Origin of the sequence: Mesorhizobium sp. M0145, assembly GCF_040322355.1 — a bacterium.
Taxonomy (GTDB): Bacteria; Pseudomonadota; Alphaproteobacteria; order Rhizobiales; family Rhizobiaceae; genus Mesorhizobium.
On record NZ_JAMYTK010000023.1, the window covers coordinates 29,852 to 41,964 of the forward strand.

At 59.8% G+C, this 12,113-nt stretch carries 8 protein-coding genes and 1 pseudogene; 8 read left to right on the top strand and 1 reads right to left on the bottom strand.

Annotated features, from left to right (window positions below):
- Positions 1 to 88 precede the first annotated feature (88 nt).
- Genes NKJ28_RS26015 through NKJ28_RS26035 form a run of 5 tightly spaced genes read left to right on the top strand, consistent with a single transcriptional unit; the run spans position 89 to position 5,567 of the window.
- A complete protein-coding gene (locus tag NKJ28_RS26015) occupies positions 89 to 1,378 on the top strand; it encodes a glycoside hydrolase 5 family protein (protein WP_352637488.1) in 1,290 nt (429 codons plus the stop codon).
- Positions 1,375 to 1,896, top strand: a complete 522-nt coding sequence (locus NKJ28_RS26020; RefSeq protein ID WP_352637489.1) for a glycosyltransferase family 2 protein — start codon at positions 1,375 to 1,377, stop codon at positions 1,894 to 1,896. The genes NKJ28_RS26015 and NKJ28_RS26020 overlap by 4 nt, the downstream gene beginning before the upstream one ends.
- A complete protein-coding gene (locus NKJ28_RS26025; protein WP_352637490.1) occupies positions 1,884 to 3,062 on the top strand; it encodes a glycosyltransferase family 2 protein in 1,179 nt (392 codons plus the stop codon). The genes NKJ28_RS26020 and NKJ28_RS26025 overlap by 13 nt, the downstream gene beginning before the upstream one ends.
- Entirely contained in the window at positions 3,063 to 4,679 is a 1,617-nt protein-coding gene (locus tag NKJ28_RS26030; RefSeq protein ID WP_352637492.1) for a Rossmann-fold NAD(P)-binding domain-containing protein, read from the top strand.
- Positions 4,680 to 4,685: 6 nt separating this feature from the next.
- Positions 4,686 to 5,567 carry an NAD-dependent epimerase/dehydratase family protein gene (locus NKJ28_RS26035; protein WP_352623047.1) on the top strand — a complete coding sequence of 294 codons (882 nt, stop codon included), beginning with the start codon at positions 4,686 to 4,688 and terminating at the stop codon, positions 5,565 to 5,567.
- A 128-nt stretch (positions 5,568 to 5,695) separates the two neighbouring features.
- Here the strand turns inward: NKJ28_RS26035 and NKJ28_RS26040 are convergent, their stop codons facing one another.
- Positions 5,696 to 6,424, bottom strand: a complete 729-nt coding sequence (locus NKJ28_RS26040) for a class I SAM-dependent methyltransferase (RefSeq protein ID WP_352637493.1) — start codon at positions 6,422 to 6,424, stop codon at positions 5,696 to 5,698.
- A 1,607-nt stretch (positions 6,425 to 8,031) separates the two neighbouring features.
- Here NKJ28_RS26040 and NKJ28_RS26045 point away from each other — a divergent pair.
- The 3 genes and pseudogenes from NKJ28_RS26045 to NKJ28_RS26055 all read left to right on the top strand — a co-directional run.
- On the top strand, positions 8,032 to 9,588 hold the full coding sequence (locus NKJ28_RS26045; protein WP_352637494.1) for a family 16 glycosylhydrolase: 1,557 nt from the start codon (positions 8,032 to 8,034) through the stop codon (positions 9,586 to 9,588).
- A 345-nt stretch (positions 9,589 to 9,933) separates the two neighbouring features.
- A complete protein-coding gene (locus tag NKJ28_RS26050; RefSeq protein ID WP_352637495.1) occupies positions 9,934 to 10,332 on the top strand; it encodes an ISAzo13-like element transposase-related protein in 399 nt (132 codons plus the stop codon).
- Positions 10,333 to 10,577: 245 nt separating this feature from the next.
- Positions 10,578 to 11,456, top strand: a pseudogene (locus tag NKJ28_RS26055) (metallophosphoesterase); the annotation flags it as partial.
- Between the last annotated feature and the right edge of the window lie 657 nt (positions 11,457 to 12,113).

Consider the following 12,113-nt stretch of genomic DNA (forward strand, 5'->3'; position numbering starts at 1 on the left):
CCCGAACGACGCCCGGGCTGTGCGAGGTCAGAGGAGGTAATCCTTCGGGGCTGTTGCACTCGGCGCCCGGCGAGAGCCACATGGCCGGGTGATTGTTGGCTGGCAACGAGTGAGAAATAGGCTGCGCAACGCCGGACTGCGGGTGCTGGTGTGCGCGTTGCTGTCCGTTCCGGCAGTCGTGAGCGCCGCGGATGACCCGTCGGCAACGTCCTTTATCAAGACTTCCGGAACGAACTTCACCTTGGACGGCAAGCCGTTCTTCGTGACCGGCGTAAACAACCACTATCTGACCTACGGGTCGCCGGATGAGGTCACCCGCGTTCTCGATGACGCGGTGGCGATGGGCGCCAATGTGGTCCGCACCTTCCTCCAGCCGGTGATCGGGTCGCTAGACGGAAGCAAGCCTACGATCTGGGATTGGCGGCTTGAAGGCGAAGCCAGCAATCTCTCGGTCAAGGGCACGTACCTGCTCTACTGGGACCCGAGCCAAAACAGGATGGCGATCAATGACGGCGCCGACGGCATGCAGAAGGTTGATTTCCTCATCGCCGAGGCCGGCAAGCGACGCCTGAGGCTGATCATCGCCGTCCTGGATTTCTGGGCCTTCACAGGCGGCGCCCAGCAGATGCGGGCCTGGTATGGGAGCCGGGACGCCCCAGGCGTGCAGAGCCAGTACGACACCGACCTCAGCAACGAGAAGTCGGAGTTTTTCTTCCAGGATCCGCGCACGAAGCGCGACTACAGGACCTGGGTCAGCCACGTCGTGCAGCGAGTCAACCCGCTCACCGGGCTCGCCTACCGGGATGATCCGACCATCATGGCCTGGGAGCTAATGAACGAAGGCAATGCGCAGCCGGAGGCCTTACGATTGGCTTGGACCACCGAAATGACGGCTTACGTGAAGTCGCTCGATCCCAACCATCTCGTCACCTCAGGGCACGCTAACGTCGAGTCGAAGCTATCGGATCTGACGATCCCGACTCTCGATTTCGGGACCTGGCACGGCTACCCGCTCTACTACAAGCTCACCGTCCAGCAGTTCGACAGCTTGATCACCGAGTTCTGCCGGTTGGCAGTTCGCGCCGGCAAGCCGGTGCTTCTGGAGGAGTTCGGCTATGCCCGCTCCAATCAGAACTTTGCCCAGGCTTACGCGATGTGGCTCGACACGCTGACGCGCGAGCGCAACTGCGCCGGTTGGATGGTGTGGCGGCTGGTGTCGCGGCAGGACAGCGGACGCTATCCCGTCGACGAATATGACAAGTTCGATATTCACAACGACGGAGGTCCGCTCTGGAACATCCTCAAAGCCGCCACGGCTCGGGCGACGCAGACACGCGAAACCAGCCCGGCCTCAGAAACCAGCCGGCAGTTGCCATGACCGAAGCCTCCGTCGTGATCTGCGCCAACACACTCGATCGCTGGGACGATTTGAACGCGGCCATCGCGTCGGTGCGCCGCCAGACCTGCCCGGCCCGCGAGATCGTCCTCGTCGTCGACAACGATGAGGCGCTCTTGGAGCGCGCCCGGCGCGAGATCGAGGGTGTCGTCGTCACACCTGATACCAACGTGCGTGGACTGTGCGGCGGTCGCACGACGGGAGCCGGATTGGCGCCCGCGCCGGTCGTGGCGTTTCTCGATGACGATGCGATCGCCGATGAGCGCTGGCTGGACGAGTTGCTGATGCCCTACGCCGACCCGCGCGTGCTTGGCGTCGGCGGCCGCCTCGAGCCTCTGTGGCGCAAACCTCGGCCCTCGTGGTTTCTTTATGCTGAGAGCCGGCTTCCGGGTAAGCCGAATCCGGCGCGTGGAAGTCTGGCTTTATCGCATCGTCTATCGAAGAGCTTGGGGCAGACATTGGCAGCTCAAGTCGGGAGAATTCCTAGATGCGTATTCTGATGCTTGCGCAATCCTGTACGCCGATTGGCGTTGGCCAGCGGGGCCACGTCCGGAACCTAAGTATCGGTTTCGCCCGCCGCGGTAATGACGTTGGCGTTGCCACAACCGGTCAGCCTGGATCGAAAACCGGGCAGACCGAGCATGGCGTCACCAGCGAACGCCGGCAGGTCCCGCGCCCCCCCACGATCTCGGTGATTATCTGTGCCTACACCGAGGACAGATGGGAGCTGATGCTTCAGTCGGTGGCCTCGGTTCAGGAGCAGACCTTGCAACCCTGCGAGATCATCGTATGCATCGACCACAATGAAATCCTGTTTCACCGTTGTGCCGCGTACTGGGCTGGCTTCGCCGCATCCACCCCTCCGATACGGGTGATCCAGAACAAGTACGACGGGCACCTGGGGTCGGCCCGAAACACGGCAGCCGAGACAGCTGCGGGAGACATTCTGGCGTTCTTGGATGACGATGCAGCGGCCGACAAGGACTGGCTCGGGATTCTCACAGACCCGTACCAGGATGAGCGCATCGGCGCCGTCGGCGGGCGCCCCCTACCGGTTTTCGAGTCTAGCCGCCCGGCCTGGTTTCCCGTGCAGTTCGACTGGGTGTTCGGATGCGCTTATGACGGTCTTCCGACAAGCCGAGGCCCCTTGGCTCATCTTATAGGTGCCAACATGTCGGTGCGGCGAACCCTCCTTGAGCAGGTGGGAGGGTTCCACTCCGACAATCACGACGACATGGACATGTGCCACCGCGTGGCGCAGATCAAGGGTAGTGAGGCTGTCATCTACGAACCGGCAGCGACCGTCCGCCACTTTGTACCCGTCTCACGGCCGAGTTGGAAGTACTTCTGGCGCCGCTGCTTCTTCGTCAACAAGGGGAAGATCGAGGCTCTTGCCCAGATGGGCGACGCCGCAACTCTGGGTGCGGAAACCCGCTTCGTCTGGTACGCGCTGACCAAGGGCGTACCGCGAGGGATTTGGCAAGCCGCCAAGGGTGACCCCCACGGGCTGGTCCGGTCCTCGGCCATAATCATTGGCATAGGTCTGGCCGCGGCAGGCCACGCCGCCGGTCATGTCGAGCGGGCGCGGCGATTGCGCCGGCAGCGCCGACAGGCCACCAGGCAGGTATTTAACACAGCCGCGCGAGCCAATGGGCGAGAGAAGTGAATGCCTTCTTCGATAATCATTGGTTCGGGTCCGGCTGCAGCCGCCGCCGTGTTGGCGCTGTCCGGGAAGTCTGACGAGAAGATAACTGTGTTCGATCCGGGCACCGTGCTGGACGTCCAGACGCAAGAGGTAATCTCCAGGCTGTCCAAGCTGCGTGTCGGCGACTGGGATGAGGAGGACGTCCGCCGGATCGGATTGCAACCCAAGCGCGTACAGTCGGATTCGCTCCCTGAAAAGAGAAGCTACGGATCCGATTTTCCGTTTGTCAACAAGGGCCAACTCGACGGAGTCCACTCCCAGGGTAGAGTCAACTCTGCTGTGATCTCATGCGCCTACGGAGGGTTCAGCAACGTCTGGGGGGCCCAGATCATGCCCTTCAGCGCTGCCACATTCAAGAGGTGGCCGTTCGGTTTCTCGGATATGGAAGAGCACTATCGGACGATCCTTGGTCACATTCCGTTCGCCGGAGAGTCCGACGATCTCGATGAGTGGTTTCCGCTCATCGGATCTCCGCACCCGCTTCCGCCGCTGGCACCGCGGACGCAGATGGTGCTGGCCAACTACGACCGGCACCGCGATCGTGTACGCTCCACCGGAATAACCATAGGGCGCGCGCGGCTCGCCTTCTCGGCGCCCGAATGCCAGCCCTGCGGCCTGTGCATGACTGGGTGCCCGCGGTCGCTGATCTACTCGGCCTCGCACAGCTTCGACCGCTTCAGGCGCAGCGGGAGGATTGACTACCACAGCGGGCTGCTCGCGGTTCGAGTCGGCCAGGAGGCCGACACGGCAGTCGTGGAGGCTCGGGAGCTATCCAGCGGCCGGATCCAGCGATTCGCGGCCGACCGGGTCTTCGTGGGTTGCGGAGCTATCGGCACCACTCGGCTGATCCTGGGCTCGCTCGGATCGGACCAGCCGGTCCATCTTTCGGAATCGGCTCAGTTCGTTCTTCCAATGATGTCCGTGAAGCCGACTCCCGACCCACGTACAAGGCGCGAGTTCACACTCAACCAGTTCAACATGGTCATCGGCCGGGACGACGAAGGCTTCGACGTCTCACAGGTTCACTTTTACCCGTTCAACCACGCATACTACGATGCGCTGCCCGGCTTCCTCCAACATCCCGCCGCCGCCTTCGCGACAGATCGGCTGCTGAGCCGATTGACGGTAGGCCTCGGCTATTTGCCATCCTGGGCGTCACCCAAGATACGGATCACAGCCCAGGTGCCCGCAGCTCCTGATGAGCTACCCCGGATTACCCTTACTTCCGAGGGGTTCAGCGAGACCAGGGTCAGGGGCAAAGACGTGCCTCCGACGCTGCCTGACGTAATAAAGCGCATCTATAGGGCAGCACCTTACCTTGATTTGTGGCCGGTCACGTCGCAAATGCTGTGGTCGGGTGGGGCCAAGAGCTACCACTTTGGCGGCAGCTTTCCCCACGCTAGTGAGCGGGACGCCCGGAGTGCGACGACGGACCGCGTCGGGCGGCTGGCGCGTTGGGACCGGATTCATATTATCGACGGTTCGGTTTTCCCAAATGTTCCGGCGACTACCTTTACGCTGACTGTGATGGCCAATTCTCATCGCATCGCCTGCGAGGCGATGGAACTGACGGGGTGAGCATCAATGCGGGTCGGCATCACCGGAGCGACTGGGTATGTCGGGTCCATCCTGCGTGCTACCTTCGCCCAGCAAGGGCATGAGGTCATCGCGTTCGCCCGCCCGAACCGGGCGACCTCCGCATCTGCCGCCGCAATGGCCGGCGTCGCCGAATGGCGCCCATATGAGATTAAGCGCCCGCCGTCGGGGGCCGCGTTCAGCGACCTAGATGTGCTCATACATAGTGCATGGGACCTGAGCCTCATCAGTGCCGGCGATGTATGGGGTGTCAATGTGTCCGGCTCGCAGCACCTCCTCCGCAATGCCGCCGACGCAGGGGTTCGCCGGGTCATTTTCATCTCCTCGATGTCCGCTTACAAGGGAACCCGACAGTTGTACGGCCAGGCCAAGCTGGCGTGTGAGCGCACAGCCAGCAGTCTGGGAGGCGTCTCCACCCGCCTCGGACTGGTTTACGGCCCCGGTTGGGCCGGGATGGCCGGCGCGCTGCGCAAACTCACCAAACTGCCGGTTACACCTCTCATCGGGGCGCGCTCCCATCAGTTCACCGTGCATGAGGCAGACATGGCAGCCGCCATGGTGCGTATTGCCGAGTCGGACATGCCCCTGCCGGAACCGGTAGGGCTGGCCAACCCCGAACCGGTGCCGTTCCGACGGCTCATGAACGAGATCGCCGCGTCACAAGGCAGAACACTGCGTGCCGTCCCGGTGCCCTCGCAACTTGTCAGTTGCATGCTCCGGGCAGGAGAGGCCCTGCACGTCCCCCTACCCTTCCGATCCGACTCCATCCTGGGGCTCGTGCACCCGGCGGCAGAGGTTCCCGGGGTAGGGCAGCTCAAGCAGCTCGGAATCAGGTTTCGAAGCTTCTCGCTGGACGGAGATCGACGTTAAAAATATGGGAGATTTGCCCAGCCCTGCGGGTGACAGCGTTTTGACACTTCCCGGGCACCGCAACTTTCACCTTCGTGAGCCTCCAGCACACAAAGGTCGGTTCGCGCTCGACGCGCACGAACACCACCTCAGCTCGTGAGGACGATCAGCGAGGCGCCGCCGAGTAAGCGCACCGACAGGTCCTCTCCGGCCATAGTCCGGACAATGCCTCGGGCGGCATTACCGAGGATGGCTGTAGTGGTTCTCCATTCGGGATGGATCTGCAGAATATCTTCCGCGGTCCTAGTGTACTGTGCGTCAATAATTTTAAAATCTGTGTCGCGCAGAGTCGCTAGCGCCGTTGCCTGATCAAAGTAATGCAGGTGACCAACCTCCTTGCGTTGCTTAAGATGCTGACCACGTAGAAGTCCGACGACATTCATGTCAAGTGGAATATGGAACGCATAGTATCTTGATCGTCCTCTTAGTCTTCGAAGGAAGCCAATATAATCATCAACGTGCTCGAAAACATCGATGCACAAAAGAAGATCGCAATTCTCGCCGGTCTGAAAGAAGTCGCCGCAGTGAAATTTGAGGTTGTTTTTTTCTCGGTGTTTGGCCAAATTTATAGCGTAGGGAGCGATATCGTAGCCGATGGCTGTTGAATCACGGAAGATATCATGCCGAAGAAGAGCATCCAGAACGCCTCCCGTCCCACAACCTGTATCGACGATTTTCTGGCAACTGATGTTGTTGGCGCGCACGATCTTGGCGATGTTCGCGGCCTTAACACCGCCATCTTCGTCATGCCAAGTCGGATTAGCAGCGGCATAATCTATTCCGGTATAGAGGTCATTACTTGACATCATCTCTGCCATCTTTTGTGGTCGAGCCAGATTAAGTTGCCTCTTCAAATATTTCGGTGTTACTAATAGTTTCTTTTGGCTTGACATCGACCAGCGATCGAGGTCGCTGCATGGCCACAAGGCCAGGTCCAGAAGGGGATCCTAAGTCGTCCTGTCGATCGCATTTCACATTTCGGGAATGGACGAATGTTAGGCAGCCGCACCGGTCTTGAGGTCGCTCAGAGTTCCTCCGTTGCCTCGGGCTACACGCTACATGCGAACCGCGCATCTCAGTGGCGCAACGGGATAAGCAAAACCTAGCCATTACAAATGTAACGACACTCTCGATGGCGTCAAGCCGCCGGCGGCGAAGCTTCCGGGGAGGTCCCGTAAGGCACGCGGCCCATCTGAGGTAGCTCATGGGAATCCAACTCCTCTCGTTCCACAGCGAGGCTGACTGGCAGAAATTTTCGCCGATCAGGGACAAGCGATGCCGCATTGTCGGCTTTACGTTCTGAACGACGGTCAACCTGCATAGACGACCATGCAGCAAAAGAGCACGCTAATCGACTGTGCCCCAGGTGGAGCTTTGGCCACTGGCTGCGCGGTTCAGACTCGCGGCAGGCGCCACGCGGCGAGAACGCGCCGCGCCATAGGGGTCAAGTATCAGCCACTTCAACAAGCCGCTTAAGCGATCGCACTTCCCCTGGATGCGGTTGCAGGTTCGGCGCGTTACATGCAGGCACGCTGGCGTTTCGATTGAACGGCCTGTCGGCGCTGTAGGGCCTGCACTCGATAGCAGGGCCAGCTCTCACCTTCGATCATTGAAGGCGGATCATGTGGGACATCGCCGCCGTGGCGCTGGCGAGATCCCTCAGCAATACGTGTAGAGACTGCATCGGCCGCGCAAACGGCACCGTCGAACTTCGGAGCGGCAGCGCCAGCCATAGGTTCGACGGCTCGTCCGCCACGCAACTCGGAAGACATCCCGGCCATCCTTGTCGACGACCTCACATGCGAACGACCCCGCGAACACATGCGCTCAAACCGGCGCAACATTTCAGCCGACGGACACGGTTTTGGTAGGACGTCCGGAAGGGCGCTTCGGTGCGGCCGTTCGACACACGTCCTACATTAGAATGTGTTAATAAGTTCTCACTGAGCCTCATTCTCGCCGCAAATGGCAGTAAGCTCGTGTTAGCTCGATACATCGTCCTCTGATTAATCACTTCTCGATAGTATAAGACGGTAGGCGGGATAAGTCAAACGAGCGGAAATGCCTGCGTTTTACTTAGGGCGCAGGCGTAATTACAACAAAAAAACACAAGTAACCAAGGATACACCGTGTTTTTACTAAACAGCTCGGCGGTGCCGGAAGAGCTGCGCTCGACTTCAATTTGGCTGCGGCTGGAACCGCCGAACAGCTTGCGTGCGCGGCAGCACCCTCGACAAAATTCGTCTTCGGATGGCGAGTTCAACGTTCAGCTTGCTCGACAATAATGTCTGGGCGAGGACTTCCAAATCTCCGCTATTTTGAAACTCCGTTCGCAGTGCCCAACTGCGAGCATGCGATCTGCCGCGCGCCTTGGCGATGCGCGGCAGTGGAATTCCCTGTTTTCAACACCAAAGAGGATCACTGAATGACTCTTTCCGCCCCCGCAGGCTTTGCCTCTAGCGATCTCGTCTTCGAGGAAAACTTCTCCGGTACGGCGCTCGACAGCGACTGGCATACCTACATCACCAGCAATGCCGCCAATGGCTGGCCATGGAATAGTAATGGATCAGGAGGAAGCAACGCAGGCTCGCAATATTATGCCGACTACGATGTGCCGAGCCAAGTCTCCGTGAGCAACGGGGCCTTGGATCTCACGGCGATCAAGCAGCCCATCAGCGGCATAAATCAGGGGACCACACAGACATACCCGGTCACGTCCGGCGCGGTCAGCAGCTACGGCAACTTCGAATTCAATGGCGGCTACCTTCAGATCAGCATGAAGGCGCCAAGCGGCGATGGCGCATGGCCGGCCCTTTGGCTGTTGCCCGGCCATGGCGCCGGCAGCAGCGGCGACAATTTCGAGATCGACATGCAGGAGGGCGGATTTACCGGTTCGGGGCCGGCGGACCAGATGTTCTCCTGGCACCTCCACTCGCCGTCAGGGTGGGTAGGAAACAGCATTGATACGGGGACCGACCTCACGGCCGGCTTCCACACGTACGGCATCAACTGGGTGCCCGGTCAATCGATCACCTGGTATCTCGACGGGCATCAGATGGCGCAAGTGACCAGCGCACAGACGCCGATCCCGGATGAACCGATGGAATTGATCATGAACAATGGGGTCGCGAATTCGAACGTGACCGGATGGCATACGGCTCTGGATGGTTCGACTCCTTCGTCGATGCAGATGCAAGTCGATCAGATTCAGCTTTACCAGAAGGCAGGCAGCGGTGACACGGTGACGGGTGCTAACGTCACTCCCCCAATCACTGGCTCGACCGGGACCGAGCCCGTGTCTGGCACCGGGACGGTTCCTTCTTCCGTCAGCACCAGCGATGGCACCTTGTACGGCACCAGCGACGCCGATGTATTACACGGAACCAGCGGCCACACGATGATTGGCTATGGCGGCAACGACACCTATTATGTCGATAATGCCAACGAGAAGGTGGTTGAGGCGGTGGGCGGCGGCAACGACAGTGTGCTCGCCTCGGTGAGCTATGCGCTTTCCGCCGGCTCGGAGATCGAGCTCCTCGCTACCAATAACGCGTCAGGCACGAAAGCAATGACCCTCGCCGGCAACGAGTTCGCCCAGACCATCCAGGGCAATGCCGGCAACAATGTCATTAACGGCGGCCTCGGCGCCGACGTCTTGACCGGCTACGGAGGCCACGATGCCTTCTCGTTCAATACTGCTCTTGGAGCCGGTAATGTCGACAAGATCACCGACTTCAAGCGCTCCCAGGATACGTTCCATCTCAGCGATACCGTTTTTGCCGGGCTTCAGCCGGGAGGGCTTCCATCCAAAGCTTTCTTTATTGGTGCAGCCGCGCATGACAGCTCCGATCACATCATCTACGACAGTGCAACCGGGGCGCTCTCTTTCGACAGTGACGGGGCCGGCGGCGCATCTCAAATACAGTTCGCCAGCCTTTCCCCACATCTGTCGCTCAGCGCAGCCTCGTTCTATGTGACCTGAAGGACTACGCGGGGCTGCCATGGCCAAATAAGGACTGGATGAACAGCACTTCAAAGCCATGGTGCCGAACTGAAGTCAGCGTACCAAAGGCGGGAGCCCGGTTTTCGGCGATGATCTGCTCAAGCAAAAGAGATGGGGTTCCATCCCGATGCCATCGGGATGGAACCGCTCTAGTTGTGAGCTTTGCGCAGGTTGTCCATTCGGACCGAACCGAGGAGACTGGAGTTACCAAGCTTCGGGTCCGAATGAACATCCCAGACTGGCATGCGCAGCATCATCAGCTACTTTCTCTCGCCAATGATGCGATACAAGCAGGAAACACTGCGAGAGCGGTAAGAAGCCGGTTTGCAGCCGACGAAAGTTCGCCCTCCGGCTTCAACTCGAGAGCGCCGCAATCTTGTCGAGGCGATAGGTCAAAGGCGGGAAGCGGTCGGCTCGAAGCTGGATGACCATAGCCGGTTGTGGAAGGTCGAACTGCAACAACTCACTCGCGAGACAGGCCTTGCGCTCCACATTGCATCACCATCCGACGGGCACATCGACATGGCGCAACATCGAACACCCCTGTTCTGCCGCATCACGCAAAGCTGGCGCGGACGGCGCCTCCTCAATCGCGTGGCCCTGGTCGAGCTGATCGCAGTCACGACAACCAAGCGGACCCGAAGCGGGCGCGCGGTCGATTCCGCGGCCGACGAAAAACGGGATCAAATGAACGATGTCGAGATGGAGGCGCTCGCCATCTAAGGCGACGCATTCATCCGGAATGGAACTGCACCATCCGCCCGAGATCAGTGGCAATTCGGAGCAGTTGACTGGTCCTAGCCCGAGCTCCCTTCCCTGCGCAATAAAGACCAATGCTTGCAGGTGACGCCAATTTGGGAAACTATTGACCAGCGAGGCCTCTCACGCGGTTGATGTGGTCCAGGCTGCCGCAGCTGAATACGCAGCGATCTCTAGTACCAACCTAGTTCTGCTGGAAAACACAAGTGCTGACGTCGCGGCGCTCATTCCTGAAGCTCTTTGGCGCCGTGTCGCTCGCGGCATTCGGTCTGGCGAGTTATGCCATCGCGATTGAGCCTCGGTTTCGACTGAGTGTCACGCACTACAAGCTCCTTCCGCCGCGCTGGCCGACCACTGCCAAGCCCCTGCGCATCGTCGTGGTCGCTGACATCCATGCCTGCGAGCCTTGGATGCCGGTTTCCAGGATCGACGAGATCGTTGGTGTTTCGAATAGCCTGCAGCCCGACATCATCCTTCTCCTTGGCGACTACGTGATGGGCGTGCTGCCACGCTATGCCACTGGGATCGTGCCCGACACTGTTTGGGGGAATTCTCTTTCGAAACTTTCGGCGCCACTCGGCTGCCACGCCATTCTCGGCAACCACGACTGGTGGCACGGTGTCGATAGTGTCCGCGCAGCCCTCGTCGACAATGGCATTCCGGTCCTCGAGAACACCGCCACGCTTATCCGTCAGCAGGATGGCCCAGCATTCTGGCTCGCGGGTCTTGGCGACCAGTGGGCCATGCAGTTTTCTCGCGGCGTGTACAAGGGCGTCGACGATCTGCCTGGAACAATGGCCGGAATACCCAACGACGGCAATCCGATATTGCTCCTTGCGCATGAACCGGACATCTTCATTACTGTCCCTGACCGTGTCAGCCTGACGTTATGCGGCCATACACATGGCGGACAGGTGCGCTTGCCATTCGTTGGCCCCCCCATCATCAATTCAGCCTACGGACAGCGCTTCGCTTATGGGCATGTCGTCGAGGGTGGGAGGCACATGATCGTATCCGGGGGTTTGGGCGTATCATGGCTGCCGGTGCGCTTCGGCGTGTCGCCGGAGATCATGGTCGTCGATATCGGCCCCAAAACGTCCTCTCGTCCTGTAGACGAACCATCTGCTGTATCACGAGACCTGCTGTCCGCCGTTGATCGTTCGCACGAGGGTATTGATGGTTGTGTACATGCCGTATTCCCATCGCATCCAAGACGAACGCGGCACAGTCTATCATCCCTTTCTCCGACGGGCGGAGTCGGCGGATAGCTCTCGATCCACTAGAATGCCTTTAAGAAGCTGAGCCAGGCGTCCCGAAACACCTTTCTTCGACACATTCTCGGGGAAGGGAAAACCTGAATGGGTACGGCATCTTGTAGCCCCATCCTTGTTGTTGGCGCCCGAGCAGAACGCATCTTGGAGCATGCAAATGGCCCTGGTTGCACGAGATCTCCTTTGGGCCATCGGCGAGCATACTCCTATTGGATGAGGCGGCGCGAACCAGCGTTTCAGGACTACTCAAATTCCTGAAGGGGCCTGCGCCCGGCAGCATGCTAGGACTGTTGCACGCAATAGCGGATCAAAACCGTGATCCTGGACATAGTCGGCCGAACCACGCCGAACACATTGCTCTTTGAAATCCAGCGTTCCGTGGTGGGCTGTCATTCAGCCGAGCCGAGCCGCAGATGGCCGATGGCGTGTAGGCAAGCGAAGAAACATACGGCAGGTCAATATCCCTGTATGGCA

What these genes read in the sequence shown, in the direction of transcription:
- NKJ28_RS26020 (WP_352637489.1), top strand. Translation starts at nt 1,375, where the DNA reads ATGACCGAAGCCTCCGTCGTGATCTGCGCCAACACACTCGATCGCTGG.
- NKJ28_RS26025 (WP_352637490.1), top strand. Translation starts at nt 1,884, where the DNA reads ATGCGTATTCTGATGCTTGCGCAATCCTGTACGCCGATTGGCGTTGGC.
- NKJ28_RS26030 (WP_352637492.1), top strand. Translation starts at nt 3,063, where the DNA reads ATGCCTTCTTCGATAATCATTGGTTCGGGTCCGGCTGCAGCCGCCGCC.
- NKJ28_RS26035 (WP_352623047.1), top strand. Translation starts at nt 4,686, where the DNA reads ATGCGGGTCGGCATCACCGGAGCGACTGGGTATGTCGGGTCCATCCTG.
- NKJ28_RS26040 (WP_352637493.1), bottom strand. Translation starts at nt 6,424, where the DNA reads ATGGCAGAGATGATGTCAAGTAATGACCTCTATACCGGAATAGATTAT.
- NKJ28_RS26045 (WP_352637494.1), top strand. Translation starts at nt 8,032, where the DNA reads ATGACTCTTTCCGCCCCCGCAGGCTTTGCCTCTAGCGATCTCGTCTTC.